Genomic DNA, 24,429 nt, shown 5'->3' with positions numbered 1-24,429 from the left:
TATTCAGATGCAGTACGCCACCATTACCGGCTGGGGAAAATGTGTTCCCCCCGCAACGCTTACCAACCATGATCTTGCCACCTTTATCGATACTTCCGATGAATGGATTAAGCCGCGTACTGGGATCAGTCAGCGACACATCAGTCATGTCGACACCTCTGAACTGGCAACCGTCGCCGCCCAGCGCGCACTGGCCGCTGCCGGCATCAAGGGCGAAGAGATAGATCTTATCATTCTGGCCACCGCCAGCCCAGATACGCTGATCCCCAACATCGCCTCTACCGTGCAGGCCAACATAGGTGCCAGCTGCGGCGCGTTCGATATCAACGCCGCCTGTAGTGGTTTTCTCTACGGCCTGGGTCTGGCCAGCTCGCAGATCAAGAGCGGTCAGTCGAAGAAAGTCTTGGTGATCGGTGCCGAGCGTCTCTCCTTCTACCTAGACTGGTCACGTCGTGAAACTGCCGTACTTTTCGGTGACGGCGCGGGCGCCGTGGTTGTCGAAGCCACAGACCAGCCTGGCGGCGTGTTGGGCTATGAGCTCAACAACGATCCTGCCGGTCGTGATATCCTCAAGGCGGGCTTTGGTACCGCCATGGACAGATTCAACGCCGCATCGCTGGATTTCTATATCGAGTTCAACGGTCAAGAGATCTTCAAGCGTGCCATCGCAGGTATGGGCAAACTCAGCAACACAGTGCTGGAGAAGTGCGGTGTCGATAAGGATGACGTCGATCTGGTGATCCCGCATCAGGCCAACGAGCGCATTATCGATACCCTGATCAACCGCATGAAGATCCCGAAAGAAAAGGCTGTGGTCAACATCGCCAACTACGGCAACACCTCTGCGGCCACGATTCCTATCGCCATCTGCGATGCGCTGGAGAAGGGACTGATCAAGCCAAATCAGACCATACTCTCTTGCGCCTTCGGTGCCGGCCTGACCTCTGCGGCAGTGCTGTTCAAGTGGGGCGAGCGCGTCACGCCAATCAGCGAGTCTGATGCCGAGCTACCACCTTGCGATAAAACCGGTATCGAGCTGGTAGAGCGCGCCGTAAAATACTTCTGCGGCGAGTAATCGCTAAACAGACATAAAAAATGCCGACATGATGTCGGCATTTTTTTGTCCAAAGGTTTAAGAATTTCCATTGGCCTAACGCAATCGGCCCTGGGCACTGCCCCTAGCTTAATCAGCCCAGGCTCACTCTTCTGGCTCACTCACCGCTGGCTTAATCAAGCTTCTTAAGCTGACCCATCTCAATCAAGCTCTGACCGTTCAAGCTTAGGAATAGCCGCCTCATCCCAATAGATGGCCTGGGCAAAATGGCGAGACAGCAGACGGTTAAACTTGTCGAAACTCGAGATGCTCAGCTCCTCGCCGGTGAGACACGACCAGACGAAACGGTGACAGTTATTATCGAAGAGATCATAGTCGCGATACTGATAGAGGGTCTGCTGCGCCCTCGCCAGCACAGATTCACCGATTAATGGCCTATGCTGATGGTCACAGACGACGAAGATACGACTGCCCGTGCGTCCGGCGAGAAAACGTCTCGATGACACAGGCCGAATAAGCCCGCTGCCGTGAAGCTCTAGCAGGGTGTCATCACCGAGCCAGATCCCGGTATGCTCAATGACCCCGAAGACGAAGCAGCACACCAGGGCGCCAGGCTTAGGCGCCACCTTGACCTCACCAAGATGCAATACGCTGGGCGATAGCGGACTCACCCGTTTATCATCGGCCGCCTTAGGCGCACGGCCAAGTCGCCTGTCTAAGGTTAACTGCTTTTGTTTCTGCTTGGCATCGGCGATAAAGGCTGCCCCCAGGGCGGCCCCACCGAGCCAGAGTAAAGGAAGCGCCATGATAATCCTCTCAACCTTAGCTCACCCCTTGTCGGACGCCTAAAATGCTAAACATCCAACATACTGTCTCTATTGAGATAATGGCGAAAACTAGCCAAAGATAAAGGCGCAAAATGTAACCAAGTATATTCTTGGCACACGAGATTAAGGCAGCAGCTCGGCAATCTTCACCTTATTGGCACCGCCCATCGCCGCCACCTGCGCCAGCAAGAGCTCACCACAGGCGAGCGCATCGATGAGCGCATTATGGGCCGCATACACGGGCAAACCATAGCGGGCGCGGCTACGACCGAGACGCAGACTCCCCTCTTGCAGATGCTCGTGTTGTCTGAGCAGGCGCCGCTTCTCAAGCTGCAGGGTATCTATGGCAAGCAGGCGTGTCTTCTCCCCTAGAGAGGCCTGCAGCCCCGATTTTAGAAAGGCGAGATCCAGCGGCGCGTGATGGGCCACCAATATCTTGCCTTGGCTCACAGTTAGAAACCAGGCCATCGCCTGCTCGGGCGTCAATGCCGCATCCAGATGCGCATCTAAGATGCCATGTATGGTGGCGCTTTGTCCCACGCTGCCCTCTATCTGCACCAGCTTGTGCTGTGCCTCGCTCAGAATAAGCTGCCCCCGACGAATAGGCACCACGCCGATACTCAAGATCTGATCGAAGTTGGCATCGAGCCCCGTCATCTCGAGATCGATGGCCAGCAGCTCAGCCTCCACGAAAGACTCATCAATAACCGGCATCAACGACTGCAGATAGCCCTTGAGCATGGCATCTTTTGCCATCAGGGCTCGCCAACAGAGCTGTGATCTGATCTTAAGGCCTGCTAGCACCTAGAAACTCCGGGTAAATTTAAGCTTTAAGCCCGCCTGCGCGTCATGTACCACCTTGAAGGCGTCGCGCAGCTGATGACGCACCAGGGAAGAGAGCTGTTGTGGCATCAAATAGTTCGTGAGGGGCTGATTATGGGTATATTGAAAGCCCTGGTTTGACAGGCGCATGTGGGCGATAAACTCGTGCGCGTCGGCGAGATTCAGGGCATCTTTGCGATTGATGATGTTCTGCTCCATCAAGAGACGGATGCGTTTGGCGGTATTGACCTCACAGATCCCTGCCGACAGGGCGTAGATTCTGGCGATGTCATTGATGAGGGCACTGCCCTTATGCTTGAGATCTATCCCCTTCACCTCCTGACCGTCGCGCTCCAGGACAAACTTCTTGAAGAAGCCCAGCGGCGGCGACACCTGCAATGCGTTACCCGCCATGCCCGCGAGGAAGATGTCGTTATCCTTGGTGGATTCCAGCACCTGAGACTGCAGTCCCTCGAACAGGCTCGACGGCCCATAGACGCAGCGCATATCGAAGAAGATGCTGGCATGCATCAAGGCCTTGGGCTCGGGATGCTCGACCCAGTTGGCAAACTTTTGCTGCCACTGTTCCAGGGTAAGCCGCCACTTAGGGTTCTGCGCCATGATGTCCCCTGGGCAGTAGACATAGCCGCAGCGATCCAGCCCGGCGCAGACCGCCTTGGTCAGCGCCTCGAAATAGCCCTGGGCATGCTCATCCATCTCATGGGCCAGTAGCAGGCCATTGTCCTGATCCGAGCAGGCCGCCTGATCCTGGCGCCCCTGAGATCCAAACGCCAGCCAGCAAAATGGCATGGGGGCCTGACCGAGGATCTGCTGATTGAGCACAATAAGGCGACGGGTCAAGGCATCGGTTACCGAGGTCAGAACCCGGCCTATCTCTTCGGCCCTGGCGTCGGCGCTGATCAGATTTTGCAGCAAGAGCGGGATCTGCTTGGAGACATGGATGAGACTCTCGAGATCCTGCTGACGCTCTATTTCGCCAATCAGCAGCAAGGGCTGCGAGCTCTGCCCGCGCAAGATATCTGTGCTGGTGATCACTCCGCTTGGCTTGCCCTCATCCATGATAGGCAGATGATGAATATTGTGCTGGCTCATCAATAACATGGCCTCAAATACCAGGGCATTGGCACTCAGAGTGGTCGGATTCACCGTCATCGCCTGATGCACAGGCAGGCTGCCATCGAGAGACTCTGCCAGCACGCGATTGCGCAGATCCCTGTCGGTCAAAATTCCGGCCAACTTATGGTTATCGATAATGAGCACTGAAGAGACCCTGTTATCCCGCATCAGGCGGGCGGCGTCGCTGACACTGGCGTTAATATCCAGACACAGGGGCTGCTTGGACATCAGGCTGCTGACCCTGTTGGTCGAGCCAAGTTCCTTGGCCTTGAAGCGCCCCTGATGCCGCAGACGTTTGGCAAAGGCGCGGTTGAAGAAGCGGTCGAACTCGCGGCTCTCGCTTCTCAGTTGATTAAAGGTTTCCGGGTCCAAGTGGTACACCAGGCCATCTTCGAGGATCTGCACCCGGTTACTCACCATCTCACCGGAGAGCAGCGAGGGAAAACCGAAGAAATCACCATCACCGAGACGGTCAATGAGATCGCCATCTTCACCGCGCACCTCAAAGGCTCCGCTGCGGACGATATAGAGCTGGGGATTGTCGGCATCCAACGGGACATAGACAGAGGAGCGACTGTAATAGCCGACGCTCAGCGCGCGGCAGCATCGCTCCAGGGTCTTCTCGGATAAGCTGTCAAACGGCGTCAGCTGGCCTAAAAATTGGGTAATAGGTTGCAGTTCGCTCGCGTCCATAATCTCTCTCTAGCTAGGGTCGGCGTCTCGCCCTCAAGACTCATCCTAGAGCCTTGCCAGACAGCAGCCGTTTTATTCACTATAGCCTTAACAAACAAACTCTTGCTATACGACTAAAGGCCAGCCAAGGGCTTAACGACGCCTGGCGATGATAAAGAGGTCCACATCCCCGCGCTCTGGATAGTCCTGGCGGTGACAGCTTTGCAGCTCAAATCCGGCCGTATTTAAGATACGGGTGAGTCGCTCGCCGCAGTGATAATAGATAAAGGCCTGATCGCCGCTGCTGGAGGTCTGCATCGCCGAGTCGTCATAGTCGCCCTCCATGGTGCTCAAATAGAGCAGACCACCAGGCTTAAGCCGCTTTGCCATCGCCTCGATCAAGGCCTTCGCCTCTTGTTTGTCTAGGTAAGGCAAGCAAAATCCGCACACTATGGCATCAAACATCTGGGGTAAGCGATCGATAGCCAGGCAGTCCATCACCTCAAACTGCGCGTTTGGGTTATTCTCCCTTGCCAGACTCACCATCTGAGGGGCTAGGTCTGTGCCTAAGTAATCGAGCTGAGGACGACGCGCCAACAGATAGCGGGCGATGTTACCCGGTCCGCAGGCCAGCTCCAATACCCTATCCCGCTCACCGAGTAGCTCGCTAAACTGATCATAGGTGGGCTCATAAAGCGGCATCTGCATATACTTGTCCTGATACTGGCGCGCCAGCTTATTGAATGTCGCCACAGAGATTTGATAGTTACTCACACCGACTCCCGCTCATCTTAGTTAATCATCCTTTCACAGAGACTGCCAGATAAGCACTCGCTGAATCAATTAGATATAAAATAAAAAAAGGGAGCGCACTGCGCTCCCTGAGTCGATACTCTTAGCGACTAGTCGCTAATCATTCCATCGATTAATGGTCGTGGGCCTCGCCGGCTCCCTTAGGGAAGCGGATAGACTCCACCATATCTACGACATTCTGTGGTACTGCTGCGGTCACCTTGCTGACGATGAAGGCCACACCGAAGTTGATTATCATGCCCAGCATGCCGATACCTTCAGGAGAGATACCAAACAACCAGTTGGCCGCGTTGTTATCGGCTGGGTTCACAAACTTGAAGTAGATGATGTAGCTGGCCGAGAACAGCAGACCGCTCACCATACCGGCGATGGCGCCCTCTTTATTCATGGTGCGAGAGAAGATGCCCATGATGATCGCCGGGAAGAGTGACGATGCCGCCAAGCCGAAGGCGATTGCCACCACGGCTGCCACGAATCCTGGAGGGTTAATACCGAAGTAACCCGCCATGACGATGCCCAGCGCCGCGGCGATACGGGCATAGAGCAGCTCCTGTTTGTCCGAGATATCCGGCATGAAGTTCTTCTTCAACAGATCGTGTGAAACCGACGTCGAGATCACCAGCAGCAGACCCGCAGAAGTTGACAGCGCCGCCGCCAGACCACCGGCCGCCACCAAGGCGATAACCCAGGCTGGAAGATTGGCGATCTCAGGGGTTGCCAGTACCATGATGTCGCGGTCGATCTTCATCTCGTTGGTTTCACCCTTGGCATAGTAGATCTTGCCATCACTGTTCTTGTCGTCCCACTTGATAAGACCTGTCTTTTCCCAGTTCTTGATCCAGTCTGGCGCCGTTTCATAGGCCACACCTGTAGACTCAGGACCGTTGATGGTTTCAATCATGTTCACACGAGAGAAGGCGGCCAGCGCAGGAATGGTGGTATACATGATGGCGATAAACACCAATGCCCAACCCGCTGACACGCGCGCATCTTTCACCTTAGGTACGGTGAAGAAGCGAACGATCACGTGTGGCAGACCCGCAGTACCAAACATCAGTGCGCCCGTGATAAAGAAGACGTCGATCATTCCCTTAGAGCCCTCAGTGTACTGAGAGAAACCAAGCTGAGCCGACAGACCATCAAGTTTTTCAAGCAGATATGTGCCTGTACCGTTGCCAGCCGCGTCGACCAACTCGGCACCAAAACCTAGCTGAGGTAGGATATGACCCGTCATCATCACAGAGATGAAGATAGCCGGAACCATGAAGGCGAAGATCAATACGCAGTACTGAGCCACCTGGGTATAGGTGATCCCTTTCATGCCGCCGAGTACGGCGTAGAAGAAGACCACGGCCATACCGATATAAACACCGGTATCGACGTCCACTTCCAAGAAGCGCGAGAATACCACTCCCACACCACGCATCTGACCGGCAATGTAGGTGAAACAGATGAAGATGGCACAGACCACCGCAACGGTACGGGCTGCCTGAGAGTAGTAACGATCGCCGATAAAGTCGGGCACGGTAAACTTGCCAAACTTACGTAGGTAAGGTGCCATACAGAGCGCCAAGAGCACATAGCCCCCGGTCCAGCCCATCAGGTAAACGGAACCGTCGTAACCAACGAAGGAGACGATACCCGCCAGGGAGATGAAAGAGGCTGCCGACATCCAGTCAGCCGCGGTGGCCATACCGTTCATCACAGGGTGTACACCACCACCGGCAACATAGAACTCTTTCGTTGAACCGGCGCGAGACCAGATCGCAATGCCAATATAGAGGGCAAAGGTCAGGCCCACTATCAAATAAGTTAACGTTTGAACATCCATCTCATTGCTCCTTAGTCTTCATGAACATTGTATTTTTTGTCCAGCGCATTGGCTTTCGCCACGTAGACAAAAATCAGTGCAACGAATACATACATGGCCCCCTGCTGTGCAAACCAGAAGCCTAGCTTAAAGCCCATGAAATGGATCTCATTGAGTACATCGACCAGTAAAATACCGCAGCCAAATGACACTGCAGCCCAAATTGATAGCAGTCCGAGCACTAGGCGTAAATTTTCACGCCAGTAACCTTCTGCCTTTTCGTTATTTTCAAAAGCCATTGCGACTCCCCTGTGCTGATTATTATTAAGTCATGAATTAATCTAGCAAGCGCAGTCTTTAGGACAATCGCGACTTTGGTCTAACGCCAGCGTCAACCTTTAGGCGAATTTGCACATTTTCTTTACAAAACAAGGAGATCGAAGTTGACGCCAGCGTAAGCCTATAATTTTCATAGGCTTGCAAACTAGACTAAGGTCGAACAGAAATGTTAACGGAATGTACAAAAAAGCCGCCAGGAGGCGGCTTGAGGGATTGAAGGAGCTTTCCTACCCGGAGGCAAAAACGCCCTATTCCAGCGTCGATAGGTAGGCGAGCAGGTCCGCCAGCTCCTCTGCACTGCGCTGCTTATTGCTCACCAGATATTTGCCGTTTACCAGCAAAGAAGGCACGCCACGGATCCCTGATAGCTGCGCCTGGGTATCGTAATCGGCAATGGCTAACTTGTTATCCACTGATGCCAGCGCCTTATCTATCTCAGTCTTTGGCAGACCTTGCTCGACGAAGAACTGACTCAGTTCTTCCTGGCGCTTAAAGGCGCCATCGCCCTCATGGATCCGCTTAAACAGATTGCCATGGGCCTGCTCGGTGACATGAAACTTCTTCGCCAGATAATAGGCCTCCTGGCTCAGCTGCCAGGCCGCGCGGCCGCCCGCCACCGGCGTGCGCTCAAATGCCAGCTTATCCCCCATCTCCGCCTTTAACTTGGCCACGGCCGAACTGATCAAGCCATCCTGGCGATAACAGTGGGGGCAGTTGTAGGAGAAGAACTCACGCACCACAGGCTGGTTCACCTCGGGGATCCCCGCCACCTTCACATAATCGACCCCCTCGACATACTTAGTCTGGGCACTCACCTGAAACGCTGCCAGGGCGACGAACAACAGGCTTATATAACGACATAGATTCATGACTCTTTTCATAACCAACTCTTCTTATTATTGAAAAAATGTTTCTTCCTCTGGCTCATCAAAGCTTAGGCCTAATTTAGATTCGGTTAGGCATTAGCAATGCGCCAACATGGCCAAGGGATCCGTAAACTGATACTGATAGTTTAGCTCCTGGGTGATAAGGCCTCCATCGACGCGCTTATCGTCAACCGGGTCACCCTCGACAAAGCTTGGAGGCGTGAGTCCCAACTGAGTCGCCGCCAATCGATAAAATTCCGCCTTGCTGGGATGCAGTGGCGCGCAGAGGTTATAGGCTGGCGATAAAGGCCCCTGTGCTTTAAGCAGCGCAACTACGGCGCCTATGCAGTCATCGAGATGCACCAGATTCACCGCCAGGTTACCACCGGAGACACCTTCTCTTCCCGCCAGGAAACGCCCCGGATGCCGCTTGGGACCGATAAGCCCGGCAAAACGCAGGACGACGCAGTCCCTCGCAGCTTGCTTGCCGCCAACACTGTTATCTGCCAACAAGAGTGCCTCATCTGCCGAAAAAAGCGCTTCGGCCGCCAGCAGAGTCTCACTCGCCGGGCTATGGGCCTTGGCATCGCGCTCGGTGCAATCACTACCAGAAGGATAGACGCCTGTGGTGCTGATGAAGATAATGCGCTGGTAGCTATGGCTCCCCATTAGGGCCTTGAGGCGCTCTAGACGCTTGAGATAACCATTATCGCCACGACGCAGCCCGGGAGGAATGTTGATCACTATGGCATCGCACTCGAGGCCACGGGTTATCGCTTGACAGTCTTTATCACTGAGGGGGTCACTATCACTTAATTGCTCGAGATCCAGCGCAAAGCCGGCAATCCCATCGGCAGATAGGGCCTTCGCATCCTCTTGGGCCCGTTTCGAACCTGTGACCTTAAAGCCTTCGGCCACTAATGCCTTGGCGAGAGGCAAACCAAACCAGCCGCAGCCGACGACGGCAACAGATGTTATCATCTTGAATTCTTTAGCTTGAAACCAGGACTCTAAAATAACGCAAGGGGACTATGGGGTGCCAGCAAAATAAAAACTTATTCCGCTATCGGCCTGTAACACACGCAGCGCGCCTTCGTTTAACTCCTCGCGCTTAAGCACGCTATCGACAAACACCTCCTCCTGGCTGAGGAAGCGCAGGCCAGGCTCGCTACCATCTGGATGACAGGCCCATACCTGCGGCTGTTTCACCGATTGTGTGGTAACCATCACCTTGCCCACATCGCCATCGCTTAAGCGCACCAGGGTGCCAGGTGGATAGATCCCCAGCAGCTTAACCAATACGGCGATCAGTGTCTCTGAATGTTTCCCCGCATGGTTCTTAAACAGGTAACCCAAGGCGACCTGAGGCGAGCGGCTCTCTTCCGCCCACAGCTGACCGTCATAATCGTTGGCCAGGCTCACCAGCTGAGTGGTGATGGGGATCTTCTTCTCTGTCAGGCCATCGGGAAAGCCCGAGCCGTCGATAAACTCGTGATGATGCAAGATGATATTGAGCACAGCCTTGTTAAACAGGCCCGTTTTGTTCAGCATCTCATAGCCAAAATTAGGGTGCATCTTGAGGAAATTCGCCTCGGAGGCAGACAGTGGGGTCTTCTTGCGGCGGATAGACTCGGGCACCTTAAGTTTGCCTATGTCGTGGAACAGGCAGCCTAGGGCGATGTCACGCATATCCGATTTAGGCAGCTCCATGGCTCTGGCGATCATCAGCGCCAATACCGCCACCGAGATGCCGTGCTGCGTCACGCTGTTATCACTCTCACCTGCACTCACCAAGGCAAGATGCGTCTGCTCATACTCAAACATATGCTCTATGAGGGACTCCACCAGGGAGGCTGCCTCACGATAGGCGCCTTCGGGATCGCTGGCCACCTTGCTGAAGGTGGAGCGGCACTCGTTGACACAGTCGATGAAACGCTTCTGACTCAGACGCAGAGATTTACGCACGTTACGTTTGGCTTCGGCAATGGGATCCACTACCTCTTCGGCCTTGACTGCCTGCTCGTCCGTCTCGGTACTCTCTTCCGCCAGCAACTCTTCGCCTGAAACGAGAAGCACATAAGGCACGCCGAGACTCTTAATCAGCTCTATCTGCGCTTCTTCTTCAATCTTGATACGGTTAAAAAGGAAAGGATGGTTTTTCCAAGACAAGGGTAATTTAACAGTGATGCCTGTTTGTAACTTTGACAGGGGTAATTGTATCGGCTCAGCTCTGGCCACTCGAAGCAACTCCATTGATTTTCCCCATACCCATTGGGCCCCGCGACCCGATGTGGATGCGAGATAATCCCCTAAGAATATGAAAAGCAACCTAACTTTAATAACATAACTATAGTCAATAGCAACTCAATTTGTACAATCTGTCATTAAATTGACCACTTACGCACAAATTGACGACAAAGCCGCCTCAGGGGCGAGTCTCTGCTGGTTATAAGATATGCAAAAATTCGCAACCAATTTTCACAACTTAACATTGTATACAATATTCAAACAATGTTAGTATGGCTCTGTTCTTTAGAGATACATAGCAACCCCGGATTATGTTTCTTTAAAGAGTGTTGCTGTCAATTGTCCTTAATATAGGTCTTGTGAATTTGTTGTTTTTCACATTGATTTATAGGGTATTTTGTAACATTCCGATATCTTGAGACTGAATTTTCATTCGAAAAGGTATGCTTAGCGCTGCATCTTGCAGCGCTTTTTTTTACTAATCTACCTGGTTGCGCCAATCTTGCAGGTAGTACTTGAGGTGCTTTGACTTGCCAATATAGAGCAGGCTCCAGAAGAGAAATAGCGCGTCCAGGCCAAAACTCCAACTGAAGAGAAAATGGCTGTGAATGAGGCGCTGCAACAGGAGACCGGCATCCAGCATCAAGAGCCCGATCAGCAGAGGTTTGAGTTGATTGAAGGCCGGTCTAAGCCAGAGGGGTGAACGTTTGCGCTCGGCGATCACTAAGCCATAGAGGACTAAGCCGCCGACACCTGCCGCCAAGGCCATTAAGAAATCAGACTTTTGCGGATAGATGAGGGCCACCAAACCGGCACGATCGCTGGCCTGGGTCAGGGAGGCGATAAACACACACCATCCCCGCGCGATAAAGGCCAGCATCAGGTACAACATGAGCGGCGGCTTAAAGTGTCCCTTATCGTCTAACCAATTAATATGTCCAAAATTCAACGGCGTTCTCCCTCCCCTGTTTCTCTCTATATGGTGATGATGTAGAGGATTTCAACGGCGATTAACAAAAGGCGGTCATGAGAGATAAAAAAAGCGCCATCTCTCGATGGCGCTCCCATAGGCTTTAACCTTGATTTACTCAGCTAATTCACGCATCCAGTTTAGGCGCCTAGAATAGCCAAGAGCTCGGCCTCGTCGATCACCTTGACCCCAAGCTCTTGTGCCTTGGTCAGCTTAGAACCTGCAGCCTCACCGGCGACCAGGCAATCTGTGTTCTTCGAGACGCTGCCGGCCACCTTGGCTCCAAGCGCCTGTAACTTGGCCTTGGCATCGTTACGGTTAAGCTGAGTCAGGGTACCGGTCAGCACCCAGGTCTGCCCCTTCAGCGACAGACTCTCCTCGACCACCTCTTCGATATCGGGCCAATTTACACCTGCCTGGAGCAGGCCATCGATCACCTCGAGGTTATGGGGCTGCTCGAAGAAGTGCACCAGGTGCTGGGCGACAATCACCCCAACATCATCTACCTTCATAAAGGTCTCTGCATCCGCCTGCTTCAGTTTTTCAAGCGTCTTGAAATGGTTTGCCAGGTTTGCCGCTGTGGCTTCGCCGACCTCGCGGATCCCAAGAGAATAGAGGAAGCGCGCAAAAGTGGTTTGCTTGGCCGCTTCCAGGGCATTGACCAGGTTAGTGGCCGACTTCATCCCCATGCGATCCAGCATAGTGATTGCCGACGCGGTGAGCTTAAACAGATCCGCGGGGCTGGCCACCAGCTCCTTGTCGATCAGCTGCTCGACCACCTTGTCACCCATGCCATCTATATCTAGCGCCTTGCGCGAGGCGAAGTGCTTGATCGCCTCCTTACGCTGCGCCTCGCAATAGAGACCACCGGTACAACGCGCGACCGCCTCTCCCTCGACACGCTCCACATCACTGCCGCACACGGGACATTGCGGCGGGAAGGCGATCGCCTGGGCATCACTCGGGCGCTTCTCGGGCACCACGGCGACAATCTGTGGGATCACGTCACCGGCGCGGCGGATGATCACACTATCGCCAATCATCACCCCGAGGCGGGCAATTTCATCGGCATTATGCAAGGTGGCGTTAGAGACGGTGACGCCGCCAACAAAGACAGGTTGCAGGCGCGCCACAGGGGTCACGGCGCCGGTGCGTCCTACCTGGAAGTCCACCCCTTCGAGCAGGGTGATCTCCTCCTGGGCCGGAAACTTATAGGCCGTGGCCCAGCGAGGCGCCTTGGCCACAAAGCCCAAGCTCTGTTGCTGGGCGATATCGTTCACCTTAAGCACCACGCCGTCTATCTCATAGGCTAGGTCACCGCGGCGAATCAGGATATCCTGATAATAGGCCAGCACACTGGGGATATCCGCGCACACCTTCACTTCGCTGCTCACTGGGCAGCCCCACTCTTTAAGCTGCATCAGTTGCTCGAAATGGCTGCCTGCCAGCGGCCAGGTCTCAGGCTCTACCACGCCGAGGGCATAGGCATAGAAGGCCAGAGAGCGGCTGGCGGTGATCTTGCTGTCTAGCTGACGCAGGCTACCGGCGGCGGCATTACGTGGATTGACGAAGAGTTTCTCGCCGCGGGCACGGGCCTTATCGTTAACCGCCTCAAAGGCCGCCTTAGGCATGAAGACCTCGCCGCGCACCTCGAGCAGTGGCGGGAAACCGCTGCCCCTGAGTTTCAGGGGCACAGATTTAATGGTGCGGACGTTCTCGGTAATATCCTCACCGACCGTGCCGTCGCCACGGGTAGCGGCGCGCTCGAACACACCATCACGATAGAGAATACTCACCGCCAAACCGTCTAACTTGGGCTCACAGCAAAATGCCGGTGCCTCAGGCAGCTTGTCGCCGACGCGCTTGTAGAAGGCGTTAAATTCCTCTTCGCTAAAGACGTTATCCAGGCTCAACATGGGCTTGAGATGAGTCACCTGGGTGAACTTGCTCAGGGCCTCGCCGCCCACTCTCTGGGTAGGCGAGTCGACCTGTGCCAGCTCAGGATGCTCTGCTTCTAGCGCCTGAAGGCGACGCATGAGGCGATCATATTCGGCGTCGGGGATCGAAGGCGCATCATCGACATAGTAGCGATAGTTGTGCTGATTGAGCTCGTCGGTTAACTGTTTAATCTCATCTTGTATGGCTTGCATGGTTTCTTATCCAGTTTAAGCAACAGAGGCCGCTGATGCGGCCTCTCGTTCAATATCGGTTTAGGGATCACATCTGCGCACGAATACGCTGTAGGTAAGACTGTTTAGTCTGCTCACTCCAGGCGCCGCGACCACCGTCGAGCACTTCACCGCCGAGATCGTCGGCAAGCTGATGGGCCGAATTAAGCATGATGGAGAAATTCATCAGCGGGTCGCCATAGCAAGGCAGTGTCATAAACAGCACTATGCCCTGAGTGGTAAACTGCTCCATCTCATCTGGGTTGAATACCCCAGGCTTAACCATGTTGGCCAATGAAAACAGTACCTTACCAGTTCCAGCGTTATCCTCATGACGATGGAAAATATCCATTTCACCAAACTTGAAGTTTAGGGTCAGCAGGCTTGGCAACAACTCGGCGCCATTGAGGGCCTCACCCTCTTTGGCCACCACGTGCAGCACAAGTACATCCTGTGGCTCGCCCAGAGGTGCCTCTTCGGCCACTTGTGGCTCTGGCTTAGACTCAACTTGCTGTGGTTCAACAGGCTGTGCTTGGGTTGGTTGTGTTTGGGTCGCTTGGGCTGGCTGCGCCGCGTCGACCTGAGGCGCCGGGCGCGCCGGCTCCTGCTTGCGCTCGGTGACTGGATCTTCAAACAGCGAGGGCTGCGCCGGCGCCTGACCAAGGCCTAATTCCATCTGCTCAAGTTGGGCAGCGGCAACCTCCTCACTCGGCGTCGCCGACAATACCGGCTCTTGACGCGAACGGGGCGCCTTCTGCTTAGGCTCATCCGACAGAGAGAAGCTCTGTGAAGCCTCTTCAGCCTCGCGCTCTTGTGCCCGCACACCGGCTGGTGTAGCACGACTGGTAGAGGTGGCCTTGGGAATGCCTTGCTCTGCGTTGTTTTTAACGACTCTTACAGGGCCAACGCCATCGGCGTCGAAACCGTCACTGTCACGTGTCTTGTCTGTGTATAGCCCAGTCATGGGCGATTCTTTTAATGATTTAGGTTGCTGCCGCCTAATGGACCAAAAACCATGCACAAGTACCGCGATAATGGCTACCGCGCCTAACACGAACAATACCAGTTGCAAATTTTCCATTGATTACCCTGTTTTTCCCAAAATTATACTGCGTCGGCTAAAGCCACCGCCTCATCGATATCGACGGCAACTATGCGTGAAACCCCTGGCTCATGCATAGTGACACCTATTAGTTGATCGGCCAATTCCATGGTGATCTTATTGTGACTAATATAAACAAATTGCACGCTCTGAGACATCTCTTTCACCAGTCGGCAGAACCTGTCGACATTGGCATCATCGAGCGGTGCATCGACCTCATCCAGCATACAAAACGGCGCGGGATTCAGCCTAAAAATCGCAAATACCAATGATAAAGCGGTTAATGCTTTTTCTCCACCCGAAAGCAGGTGAATCGTACTATTCTTTTTACCCGGCGGTCTGGCCATGATGGTGACCCCTGTCTCCAGCAGATCGTCATCGGTCAGGGCCAGATAGGCACTGCCGCCGCCAAACACCTTAGGGAAGAGCACACCGAGATCTTGGTTGACCTTATCGAAGGTCTCCTTAAATCGCGTCTTGGTTTCCCGGTCGATCTTGCGAATCGCCTCCTCCAGGCTGCCGAGCGCCTTGGCCAAATCCGCATCTTGACTGTCGAGATAGGCCTTGCGTTGGCTCTGCTGCTCAAACTCTTCAATGGCCGCAAGGTTAATCGCGCCCAGATGTTCAATCTGCGCCCGGGTGCGCTCCAACGCCTTCTGACGATGGTTTAGGCTGACACTCAAATCCAGCGACTGCTGCACCTGAGCAATCTCCACCTCTTGGCTATTAAGCTGTGCTAACTGACTGTCAATTTGACCTTTTATCCCTTCGCGACGTAACTTTAACGCGCTGATGGCTTGAGTCAAGTGCTCTAACTTGCCAAGTTGTTGTTTTTGCTTGGCACCTATCTCGTCTGCTTGATTTTGCAGCTCTGCCTGCTGAAGGCGAAGCGCATCGAGCCTCGCCTGCACCTCGGCCTGACGTGCCAGTGCTTGATTGAGCTGGGTGGCCATGGCGTCGGCCTGAAGTTTACCATCGGACTTATCCTGCCCCTCGAGTTGCCCCTGCAACTGAGTTAATTCCTGACGCAGATCGCTCATCTGCCTATCGAGCTGCTCTACCTGTTGGCGGCTAAGTGCCTGCTCGGTATTGATCGCCTGCAGTGACTGCTGCAGCTGCTGCGACTGTTGCGCCAAGGTATGGCGCTCACGCCCCAGGGTCTTATGCTGGGCTCGGCGATCGGCAAGGCCGGTCACCTTGCTGTCGGCGGCGCGCTTAAACTCAGCCAATTGCGCCTCTTCCTGGTCGCGGCGACTGGTGAGCTCACCTAGGCTCTGCTCCAGAGTCTCTATCTCGCCGCACTGTTCGTCGAGCTGCACCCTTAGCCTGGTTTGCTGCTCGCTTTGCTGGGCGATGCGTACCTGGGTCGCCTGGGCCTGCGCCATCAGGCGTTCACGCTCAAGCTGCGTCCCCTGCAGGCTAACATTAAGCTGCGCCAAGGCCTCGCGGCGCTCATCCAGGGCTTGATTAAGGTCGGCGAGCACCGCCTTGCGCTCATCTATCGCCTCGACGCTGGCCTCTATGCTGCTCGCAAGCGCCTGTTGCTCGGCCTTGAGCTGCACCAGCTGACTGCCCTGCTCAGCCTTTTGCAGCACAAATCCCTTACCTAGGATGTAACCATCGGCGGTAACGATACGCTCATCATCCTCAAGCGACCCCAGCTGCGCCTTGGCCTGGCTCAGGCTATCGACCCAGGTGAGTCTCGACAGCCAGGGAGACAGGTTGACCTCGCTGCTCAGCCCCGTCCACTGCTGCGGCTCGCATAACTGAAAACCACTCGCTAAGCCTTTAGCATTAGCAGTTTCATCCTCAACCAGCTTGTCGCTGACACTTTGGGTAAGCAGACCATCGAGCAGCAGGTCGACCGCCGCTTCCCAGCCGGGCGAGACCTGAATCGCCTGCCAGAGGGCACGCCCCTGTAGTGCGTCTTCCTTAGGCAAGATGCGCTCGACCACCGCCAGGCGGCCTCGCTCCTCGGCCAGCGACTGAGACAAGGCATCGACCTGCGTCTGGGTCTGACGTGCCTGCTCCTGCAGCTGAGACTGAGCGCCGGCGCCCTGGTCAATTTCTCCCTTAAGCTCATCGACTCGCAGGGCTAATCGTTCACACTGGGCATTTTGCAGCGCTAGATTGGCCGTCTCATCCTTATGGGATAGCTGCTCTAGCTGCTGAGCGGCGCGCTGATGTTGAGCACTTAGTTGAGTAAGGGCGCTCTGCTTATGTTTCAGCTCACCCTTGGTGAGTTCGAAGCGCAGCTGACATTGATTGACCGCCTGCTTGGCCTGGCTATCGGCCTCCTGCGCCTGCTCAAGCGAGAGCTCAACCTCGCCGAGCTGCTCGTCGAGTATTTCAATCTGCAATTGCAGCGCCTGATGCGCTTGCTGGGCGCTACTGTGACGCTCGTTAAGATCTTCACAGGTCAAGGTGAGCGCCTGATGTTGGGCTTGCAGCAGCGCCAGCTTTTCCTTGTCCTGGGCGATACGCTGCTTGAGGTGCGCGTCTTGTTGCTGGCGGTGCTTCACCTCCTGTTCGAGCTTGGCGATCTGATTGCCATTGAGGTAGAAGGCCTCGACCTGTTGCTGCTCCTGACGCTCTAATTCATCGAGTTTCAGTTTGAGTTCGGTCAGGGTGCGCGACAGGGCTTCACGTCCTGCGTCGCCCTCACTCTGAGTGAGCGTCTTTGCCTCTATCTCCTGAGACAACTTGTCATGCTGGACCGTGAGTTCAAGGTATTTGGCCACCTCGAGCTGCGCCTGTTGCTCCCGCTCTGTCTGTTTCAATGCCCGGTATTGACGCGCTGCCTCGGCCTGCTCGGCCAGCTTGTCGATCTGGCGACCAAGCTCCTGACGGATATCCCCTAAGCGTTCGAGGTTTTCGCGAGTATGCCGGATGCGGTTTTCCGTCTCACGGCGTCGCTCCTTATAGCGGGAGATCCCCGCCGCCTCTTCGATAAAGACCCTCAGTTCCTGAGGCTTGGACTCGATAAGACGGGAGATGGTGCCCTGTTCTATGATGGCGTAGCTGCGCGGACCAAGGCCAGTGCCCATGAAGAGATCGGTAATGTCCTTGCGGCGACACTTCTGCCCGTTGAGAAAGTAGCTGGATTCACCGTCTCGGCTCACCTGACGTTTGACGGCAATCGCCTGATAGCCGGCATACTGACCGCCCAGACGCCCCTGCTGATTGTCGAAACTCAGCTCGACGCTGGCGACTGAGACAGGGCGTCTGGCCGAGGAGCCGTTAAAGATAACGTCTGCCATGGAGTCGCCACGCAGATGTTTGGCCGAGCTTTCACCCAGCACCCAGCGCACGGCATCGATGACATTGGACTTACCACAGCCATTTGGCCCAATAATGGCCGTAAGCGGTTGGTTAAAAGGGATTTTAGTGACATCGACAAACGACTTAAATCCAGCAAGTTTTATCTGTGTGAGTCTCATTGTGCCAGTTTGGTCGTCTTCAGGAGGGCGCGCTTTGCATCGCTGTTATTATTGCTTGTCACTTTATCAAAGCATGCCGCATTTTGTAACGTTTTTTCTGCCCGCCGACGTGATTTCACCCTTGTTTTTACAACAGGGCTGACACACAATCGCCCTTAAGCAAGATCTAAGGATATTCAGATAAGACTATGAATCAACAAGCAAGCAAGGCAGCTAAGCCAGCAAAGAGTGGCGTGAACTATTTCCTCGACGGCTTTCGGCTGATCAAACAGCCGGGCCTGAGACGCTTCGTCTTCATCCCCCTCAGCGTCAACCTGGTGCTGTTTGCGGCGGTGATCTACTTCGCCATCGGTCAGCTGGAACAGGTGTTCCAATGGATCAATGGTCAGCTGCCCGATTATCTCAGCTGGCTCAACTTCCTGCTCTGGCCGCTGGCGGTGTTGACCCTGTTGGTGGTGCTCTCCTTTATCTTCAGTTCTGTGATGAACTGGATTGCGGCGCCCTTCAACGGGCTGCTAGCGGAGAAGGTGGAGCAATATCTCACCGGCAAAGACCTTAATACCGGCGGTACTATCGACCTGATTAAGGATCTGCCGCGCATCCTGGGTCGCGAATGGATAAAACTGAAATATTATCTCCCCAGAGCCATACTGTTTCTTATCCTGTTTTGGGTGCCCTTTATCGGCCAGACGGCGGCCCCCGTGCTCTGGTTCCTGTTTAGCGCTTGGATGATGGCGATTCAGTATTGTGACTATCCCTTCGATAACCACAAGGTACCCTTCAACGACATGAAGTTTGCCCTCAATCAGACCAAGGGCAGCAGCTTTAGCTTCGGCGCCGCCGTGACCCTGTTTTCGATGATCCCCATCATCAACTTTATCGTGATGCCGGTCGCTATTTGCGGTGCCACCTCCATGTGGGTCGACAAATATCGCGACGCCTATCGCAACGCGCACATTGCCCCTGAATAAAACTCACTTCAATAAAAAGGCCTGCAATTGCAGGCCTTTTTATTGCGCATCAGGCGCCGCCATATACCTCGGCGGAGCGCTCCTCGACAGGGACTTCTCTGGGCTTTGAGAGGTCGACAACGACCGTTTCTGAGATCTTATCTTGAATCGCCTGACGATTGGCATCCCAATAAATCTGTAAGAACCCCAACAGGCCGGTAGCGAAACCGGCGCCATAGCCGCCATAACGGCCAAAGGCATCCCACAGGGAGATGCGCGAGGCATCAAGCGGCACCACCCGAATGTTGAGCAGCTTCTTACCTAAGGTCTGGCCATCGAACCAGGCGGTGAAAACGGTAAAGTAGAAGGCGGCCCAACCGAAGCCTAAACCGAGATCATTCAATATCCCCTTCGCCCACTCGAGTAGGCTGTAGGGCGAGGGCTTATCTTCCTCATCGAGTTTATCGGCATCGATAACCAGCGGCGTGAGCTTATCGGCAATCTCTTGATGGTCTGGCTTTGTGCCGGCAGCAGGCTCTTCGTTAGGCGCTGCGTCACTGGTGGCAAGGTTTGCCTCGGTAGACGTACTAGGGCTTGAAATACCAGGGTTAGACATATCAGGGTTAGACATACCAGGCTTGCTAACCGGCGCTATGTTCGGATAACGCTGAGTCAGACGCTGTATTAGCAGCGCTTTTTCTTGGTCGGAAAGCGACAACTCCTTGATTAATTGAGACACCAGCGCGACCTTTTCACTGTCACTTGCCTTTAAGGTATCGAGGGCGCCAAATAGTGTCGTTAACTTCTCATCGGCGCAGCTTGCCTCCTCACACAGGCTGAAGGATAAGATCTGCGGCATGATTTTCAGTGTCTCTAACGAGTCGGCCTTAAGGCCTGTAGTCTGAGCCGACTTGCCCCCCGCGTCCGCTTTATCACCTTCGCCGTAAGAGATAATATTGTCGCTGGTGACCCAGATAGTCATTAGCAACATGGCAAGATAGAGCCCCCACTTCAGCGCCTTACCCAATTGGTGGCTGCGACGTTCAATGACCAAGGTTAAACCGACCAAGAGAATAAACAGTGCGCCGGCCTGCTCAGCCAGCACGCTGATCAACAAGGCGTCGATTAACATCGCCAGACCACGCTTGAGCGGCGATGCCAGCGGGGTATAAAGCAGCTCAGGCGCAACATGAAAGGCGAAAGGGGTGACGATTGTTTTGGGATCTTTAGTTTTAGGCGCGCTGGATTTAGGACTCGATGATTGATGCGCGGCAATCGGCATATGAGTCGAATCCCCTGTCCTATCGTTTGTGCTACTCACTCATCTGCTCCCTGCAGTTTATTCCGATTATTTGGGTTAGCGGACTGGATACATTTTGCTAACTTATCAATAGGATCCTCATTAGGCCAGCCCCCTCAGCGAGGTATTTATGATATAAGTGACTGCTTTTATAACAGAAAGGAATAACGAATATGAAACTATCATTTCTAATGCGCTGAAACCACACTATGATTTAGCTGTATACATAAAGGAGCAAGTAATCCATGAGTAAAATTTTCGAAGACAATTCATATACCATAGGTAATACACCTCTTGTTCGCCTAAATCGCGTCAGCAAGGGAAATGTGCTCGCCAAGGTTGAGGCCCGTAACCCTAGCTTTAGTGTAAAGTGTCGTATCGGCGCGAATATGATTTGGGACGCCGAAAAGAAGGGCTTGCTCACTAAAGATAAAGAATTGATTGAGCCGACTTCAGGTAACACAGGGATTGCGCTGGCCTATGTCGCCGCAGCCCGTGGGTATAAGTTAACCCTAACCATGCCAAACACCATGAGTCTAGAGCGTCGCAAGCTGCTTAAGGCTCTGGGCGCAAACCTTGTCCTAACCGAAGGCGCTAAAGGCATGAAGGGTGCCATCGACAAGGCAGAAGAGCTGCGTCAATCTGCACCTGAGAAATACCTGATCTTGGGTCAGTTCGACAACCCTGCTAACCCAGAGATCCACGAGAAGACCACGGGTCCAGAGATCTGGAATGACACAGACGGTGAAGTAGATGTCGTCGTTGCCGGCGTGGGCACAGGTGGTACCATCACAGGTGTTAGCCGTTACATCAAGCAAACCCAAGGTAAGGCGATCACCTCAGTAGCGGTTGAGCCCGCAGACTCACCGGTCATTGGCCAGACCATGGCCGGTCAACCCGTGCAGCCTGGCCCACATAAGATCCAAGGTATCGGCGCAGGTTTTATTCCGGCTAACCTAGATCTCGAAGTGGTCGACCGTGTCGAAGCCGTGACCAACGAAGAAGCGATCGAGATGGCTCAGCGCCTGATGAAAGAGGAAGGTATCCTGGTGGGTATCTCTTCTGGTGCTGCCGTGGTTGCAGCAAACCGTATCGCCGAACTGCCTGAATTTGAAGGCAAGAACATCGTAGTGATCCTGCCCTCTGCAGCCGAACGTTACCTCTCATCTGTACTCTTCCAGGGCCAATTTGGCGACGCGGAAAACGTACAGTAAGACTCGCCCTCATCCGGCGCGTTAACTGACTCAAGCCCCCGGTAGTTTTTGCTAGCTATTGGGGGCTTATTTTATGGCGCGCAATATCTTATCGATACTGGCGCCCACCGTCTGCTTGAGAAAGTCGCTATCTAGATTGCCACTAATCAGACTCTGATACTCCACCCAACGAATGAGCCCGAGCAGCTGATGGGCATCGGCATTTGCCGAGGATGATCCTAAGGCGGTAAAAAACTGCTCGATAGTCCTGATGAAGCCATTATCCAGCAACTGAATGGCCTCGGCGAGCGCTGGATTACGTAGCGCCTCTTCGTGAAACGCCAGCTCGAGAATGCGATCGTCTTTGTGGCTCACCTGAGTCTGAATGTGCTCACAGAGAAACTCGGTCAGATGCACAGCTATGTTATCGAGGGGCATCAACTCACTGTCCGCCTTGAGCACCTCGAGCAACTGGAAACTCTTCTCCTCCAGGGTGTTATTCATCCACAGGGTCTTCTCGGCAAAATAGGTTAAGGCGTCACTGATCAGATCTTTGATGTCTTTAAAGTAATAGGTGGTCGAGGCCAGTGGTACCTGCGCCTCGGTTGCCACGGCGCGATGACGTACGCCGCGCACCCCCTCCCTGATGATCAACCGCAGGGTCGCCTCTAAAATAGCCACGCGCCGGGCCTCACCATCGGCCCTGTGGGTGATACGTCCAACATAACTAAGAGGTTGCTGCATTTACCTATCCTTATCAGTCCAAGCCGTCGGCGGCTGAGCCTACTCATATTAACACCTGAGTAACACTTGACCTAGCCCGCAACCCTCACACTCAGCAGCACTGTGATCAATAACGCTTTGTATCGCCGTTAATTTCAGCTGTCTCTTGTCAGATTTCGCGAGCCAGGTCGATAAATCGACATAGACTTGATGTACTCAACGGGGGATCCGGCTAGAGTGGATGGCATTTCACTCACACAAGCGTCAGGACTCTGATGAACTTTTACCAATCGCCGAAAACGATTTCGGCATTTGATGCCAAATTCGAAGCACAAAAAATCGCATTCGCTCCCATAACCTTCCAGGTTGCCCGTTGTCTGTTGAAATTTGATCTCTTAACGACAATAGAAGCCGAACCAGGTTTGAGCCGAGCCAGACTCTCAAGCCTGGTTGAGCTGTCAGACTATGCTGTCGGCGTCCTGCTGGACATGGGCCTCAGCATGGGCCTCATCTGGCAAGCAGGGCAAGGTTATCATCTGGACAAGATAGGTCACTTCCTACTTCACGATGAGATGTCCAGAGTCAACCTCAACTTCAATCATGACGTTTGTTATCAAGGGATGTTCGAACTCGACAAGGCACTGGAAAAAGGCGAAGCCAGTGGTTTGAAAGTATTTGGCGACTGGCAGACCATCTACCCCGGCCTAAGCCAGTTGCCTGCGGCAGCTAAGCAGAGTTGGTTCGAGTTTGACCACTTCTATTCGGATCACGCCTTTGGCACTGTGCTGCCGTTGATCTTTAAGGCTCAACCAAAAACCTTGGTGGATATCGGCGGCAACACGGGAAAATGGGCACTTGCCTGTACCCAATACGATGCCGATGTCGAGGTCACCATCATGGATCTGCCCGGTCAACTCAAGGTGGCTATGGAAAATGCCAAGGACAAGGGCTTAAGCGAACGTATCCATGGCTTTGAATGCGATCTATTAAAGGCTGATACGCCTTTCTATGAGGGGGGAGATCTCTACTGGATGAGTCAGTTCTTAGATTGCTTCTCCGAGGCGCAGATTCTGACCATATTAAAACTGGCTGCCGCCAATATGGCCCCTCATAGTGAGCTCTGCATCTTAGAGACCTTCTGGGACAGACAACCTTGCGAGGCTGGCGCCTATTGCGTTAACGCCACATCGCTCTACTTCACCGCCATGGCCAACGGCAATAGCCGCATGTACCATTCGAAAGATCTGCTAAAACTGATCTCCTCGGCTGGCCTCTATGTTGACGAGGATATCGATAACATAGGTTTAGGCCATACCTTACTGCGCTGTCGTCGCAAGCCGTAAAACATAAGCCTTAAGCCAACGCCTTAAAACACAAGCCTTAACACAAGTCATGAGCAGTCGTTGCAAATGTTAGGGGTGAACTCAACGAGAATGAGCCTGAGGATGAGCCAACCGGTAGACCAGCCTGCATCGGCAGGTGGTCTACCTATACTCCCTTATGCACTTCTGACTCACCCTGTTCTTCTTACTCTCTCCTCGCTCTACTTCCTAATCCCTACTCCCTTAACTTTGCTTTAGTCCCAATACTGTCCAAACGGGTAAAGCTTAACGGATAGATCTTAAACGAAAGCTCTTAAACGAAAGTACTTAACCGAAAGCTCTTAACGGAAAGAATTTAACCGCAGGAACTTAGATCAAATGCTAAATCAATAAGGCGCTCATGGGGCTAATCAGAAGCAGAGATTACGCTGTCATTCCTATGACCAGCCAAAGTAACACTGATTTAACAACCCCATCTCTCAAGCTTAATAATAATGACGCATCATAGACGCCAAATAGGTCATAAATTAAGTGAAATACCACACCTTTGTATTAGCAAGTCATTCCTCAACACTTAAAAATTAACATTTAAGCAACAACAAACCAGATAAAAAAAGAGGTGACTTTGCTCACAAACAAATCATTTCCACAATATTTTTCATATTTTTTGTATT

19 protein-coding genes are annotated in these 24,429 nt (G+C 53.6%); 4 read left to right on the top strand and 15 right to left on the bottom strand.

Annotated elements, in window-relative coordinates; genetic code table 11:
* The first annotated feature begins 7 nt into the window (after positions 1-7).
* Positions 8-1,075 (top strand): ketoacyl-ACP synthase III, encoded by a 1,068-nt coding sequence (locus DB48_RS06810; RefSeq protein WP_041509506.1) that lies wholly within the window; start codon positions 8-10, stop codon positions 1,073-1,075.
* A gap of 179 nt (positions 1,076-1,254) precedes the next feature.
* On the opposite strand, the gene DB48_RS06805 is transcribed toward DB48_RS06810, so the two are convergent.
* From DB48_RS06805 to smc, 13 genes are all read right to left on the bottom strand, one after another.
* Complete coding sequence (locus DB48_RS06805; RefSeq protein WP_041509505.1) at positions 1,255-1,860, bottom strand: lecithin retinol acyltransferase family protein; 606 nt, start codon at positions 1,858-1,860, stop codon at positions 1,255-1,257.
* A 144-nt stretch (positions 1,861-2,004) separates the two neighbouring features.
* Complete coding sequence (locus DB48_RS06800) at positions 2,005-2,637, bottom strand: exonuclease domain-containing protein (RefSeq protein WP_052813693.1); 633 nt, start codon at positions 2,635-2,637, stop codon at positions 2,005-2,007.
* A gap of 48 nt (positions 2,638-2,685) precedes the next feature.
* Positions 2,686-4,533 (bottom strand): DUF294 nucleotidyltransferase-like domain-containing protein, encoded by a 1,848-nt coding sequence (locus DB48_RS06795; protein ID WP_041509504.1) that lies wholly within the window; start codon positions 4,531-4,533, stop codon positions 2,686-2,688.
* Positions 4,534-4,665: 132 nt separating this feature from the next.
* Positions 4,666-5,286 (bottom strand): class I SAM-dependent methyltransferase, encoded by a 621-nt coding sequence (locus tag DB48_RS06790; RefSeq protein WP_041509503.1) that lies wholly within the window; start codon positions 5,284-5,286, stop codon positions 4,666-4,668.
* A 151-nt stretch (positions 5,287-5,437) separates the two neighbouring features.
* Complete coding sequence (locus tag DB48_RS06785; RefSeq protein ID WP_041509502.1) at positions 5,438-7,156, bottom strand: sodium:solute symporter family protein; 1,719 nt, start codon at positions 7,154-7,156, stop codon at positions 5,438-5,440.
* An 11-nt stretch (positions 7,157-7,167) separates the two neighbouring features.
* Positions 7,168-7,434, bottom strand: a complete 267-nt coding sequence (locus tag DB48_RS06780) for a DUF4212 domain-containing protein (RefSeq protein ID WP_041509501.1) — start codon at positions 7,432-7,434, stop codon at positions 7,168-7,170.
* 288 nt (positions 7,435-7,722) lie between these two features.
* Positions 7,723-8,355, bottom strand: coding sequence for a thiol:disulfide interchange protein DsbA/DsbL (locus DB48_RS06775; RefSeq protein ID WP_041509500.1), 633 nt, complete (start codon positions 8,353-8,355; stop codon positions 7,723-7,725).
* 81 nt (positions 8,356-8,436) lie between these two features.
* A complete protein-coding gene (locus DB48_RS06770; protein ID WP_041509499.1) occupies positions 8,437-9,321 on the bottom strand; it encodes an SDR family oxidoreductase in 885 nt (294 codons plus the stop codon).
* A 48-nt stretch (positions 9,322-9,369) separates the two neighbouring features.
* Positions 9,370-10,578, bottom strand: coding sequence for an HD-GYP domain-containing protein (locus DB48_RS06765; RefSeq protein WP_041509498.1), 1,209 nt, complete (start codon positions 10,576-10,578; stop codon positions 9,370-9,372).
* Between the two features lie 487 nt (positions 10,579-11,065).
* Positions 11,066-11,536 carry a DUF2919 domain-containing protein gene (locus tag DB48_RS06760; protein WP_041509497.1) on the bottom strand — a complete coding sequence of 157 codons (471 nt, stop codon included), beginning with the start codon at positions 11,534-11,536 and terminating at the stop codon, positions 11,066-11,068.
* A gap of 161 nt (positions 11,537-11,697) precedes the next feature.
* On the bottom strand, positions 11,698-13,707 hold the full coding sequence (ligA, locus tag DB48_RS06755; RefSeq protein ID WP_041509496.1) for an NAD-dependent DNA ligase LigA: 2,010 nt from the start codon (positions 13,705-13,707) through the stop codon (positions 11,698-11,700).
* Positions 13,708-13,774: 67 nt separating this feature from the next.
* Positions 13,775-14,806, bottom strand: a complete 1,032-nt coding sequence (gene zipA, locus DB48_RS06750) for a cell division protein ZipA (RefSeq protein ID WP_041509495.1) — start codon at positions 14,804-14,806, stop codon at positions 13,775-13,777.
* A 23-nt stretch (positions 14,807-14,829) separates the two neighbouring features.
* Positions 14,830-18,267: a chromosome segregation protein SMC gene (gene smc / locus DB48_RS06745; protein ID WP_041509494.1), complete on the bottom strand. Its 3,438-nt coding sequence runs from the start codon at positions 18,265-18,267 to the stop codon at positions 14,830-14,832.
* Positions 18,268-18,455: 188 nt separating this feature from the next.
* Here smc and cysZ point away from each other — a divergent pair, with 188 nt between their 5' ends.
* The gene (gene cysZ / locus DB48_RS06740; protein ID WP_041509493.1) at positions 18,456-19,238 is read left to right on the top strand and encodes a sulfate transporter CysZ; all 783 of its coding nucleotides are present in this window, start codon (positions 18,456-18,458) and stop codon (positions 19,236-19,238) included.
* A 49-nt stretch (positions 19,239-19,287) separates the two neighbouring features.
* On the opposite strand, the gene DB48_RS06735 is transcribed toward cysZ, so the two are convergent.
* The gene (locus DB48_RS06735; protein WP_041509492.1) at positions 19,288-20,499 is read right to left on the bottom strand and encodes an RDD family protein; all 1,212 of its coding nucleotides are present in this window, start codon (positions 20,497-20,499) and stop codon (positions 19,288-19,290) included.
* Positions 20,500-20,762: 263 nt separating this feature from the next.
* On the opposite strand from DB48_RS06735, the gene cysK reads away from it, so the two are divergent.
* The gene (gene cysK, locus DB48_RS06730) at positions 20,763-21,731 is read left to right on the top strand and encodes a cysteine synthase A (RefSeq protein WP_041509491.1); all 969 of its coding nucleotides are present in this window, start codon (positions 20,763-20,765) and stop codon (positions 21,729-21,731) included.
* 66 nt (positions 21,732-21,797) lie between these two features.
* Here cysK and DB48_RS06725 read toward each other — a convergent pair whose 3' ends face one another.
* Positions 21,798-22,454: a TetR/AcrR family transcriptional regulator gene (locus DB48_RS06725; RefSeq protein WP_041509490.1), complete on the bottom strand. Its 657-nt coding sequence runs from the start codon at positions 22,452-22,454 to the stop codon at positions 21,798-21,800.
* Positions 22,455-22,708: 254 nt separating this feature from the next.
* On the opposite strand from DB48_RS06725, the gene DB48_RS06720 reads away from it, so the two are divergent.
* Positions 22,709-23,776 (top strand): methyltransferase, encoded by a 1,068-nt coding sequence (locus DB48_RS06720; protein WP_041509489.1) that lies wholly within the window; start codon positions 22,709-22,711, stop codon positions 23,774-23,776.
* Positions 23,777-24,429 lie beyond the last annotated feature (653 nt).

The sequence above is a fragment of the Shewanella sp. cp20 genome (assembly GCF_000832025.1).
Taxonomy (GTDB): Bacteria; Pseudomonadota; Gammaproteobacteria; order Enterobacterales; family Shewanellaceae; genus Shewanella.
The sequence above is the reverse complement of the archived record's forward strand: the minus strand, read 5'-3'. Positions and strand labels throughout refer to the sequence as shown.

Excerpts from the sequence above, each read along its gene's own strand:
- DB48_RS06810 (WP_041509506.1), top strand. The coding sequence starts at position 8 with ATGCAGTACGCCACCATTACCGGCTGGGGAAAATGTGTTCCCCCCGCA.
- DB48_RS06805 (WP_041509505.1), bottom strand. The coding sequence starts at position 1,860 with ATGGCGCTTCCTTTACTCTGGCTCGGTGGGGCCGCCCTGGGGGCAGCC.
- DB48_RS06800 (WP_052813693.1), bottom strand. The coding sequence starts at position 2,637 with ATGGCAAAAGATGCCATGCTCAAGGGCTATCTGCAGTCGTTGATGCCG.
- DB48_RS06795 (WP_041509504.1), bottom strand. The coding sequence starts at position 4,533 with ATGGACGCGAGCGAACTGCAACCTATTACCCAATTTTTAGGCCAGCTG.
- DB48_RS06785 (WP_041509502.1), bottom strand. The coding sequence starts at position 7,156 with ATGGATGTTCAAACGTTAACTTATTTGATAGTGGGCCTGACCTTTGCC.
- DB48_RS06780 (WP_041509501.1), bottom strand. The coding sequence starts at position 7,434 with ATGGCTTTTGAAAATAACGAAAAGGCAGAAGGTTACTGGCGTGAAAAT.
- DB48_RS06775 (WP_041509500.1), bottom strand. The coding sequence starts at position 8,355 with ATGAAAAGAGTCATGAATCTATGTCGTTATATAAGCCTGTTGTTCGTC.
- DB48_RS06770 (WP_041509499.1), bottom strand. The coding sequence starts at position 9,321 with ATGATAACATCTGTTGCCGTCGTCGGCTGCGGCTGGTTTGGTTTGCCT.
- ligA (WP_041509496.1), bottom strand. The coding sequence starts at position 13,707 with ATGCAAGCCATACAAGATGAGATTAAACAGTTAACCGACGAGCTCAAT.
- zipA (WP_041509495.1), bottom strand. The coding sequence starts at position 14,806 with ATGGAAAATTTGCAACTGGTATTGTTCGTGTTAGGCGCGGTAGCCATT.
- smc (WP_041509494.1), bottom strand. The coding sequence starts at position 18,267 with ATGAGACTCACACAGATAAAACTTGCTGGATTTAAGTCGTTTGTCGAT.
- cysZ (WP_041509493.1), top strand. The coding sequence starts at position 18,456 with ATGAATCAACAAGCAAGCAAGGCAGCTAAGCCAGCAAAGAGTGGCGTG.
- DB48_RS06735 (WP_041509492.1), bottom strand. The coding sequence starts at position 20,499 with ATGCCGATTGCCGCGCATCAATCATCGAGTCCTAAATCCAGCGCGCCT.
- cysK (WP_041509491.1), top strand. The coding sequence starts at position 20,763 with ATGAGTAAAATTTTCGAAGACAATTCATATACCATAGGTAATACACCT.
- DB48_RS06725 (WP_041509490.1), bottom strand. The coding sequence starts at position 22,454 with ATGCAGCAACCTCTTAGTTATGTTGGACGTATCACCCACAGGGCCGAT.
- DB48_RS06720 (WP_041509489.1), top strand. The coding sequence starts at position 22,709 with ATGAACTTTTACCAATCGCCGAAAACGATTTCGGCATTTGATGCCAAA.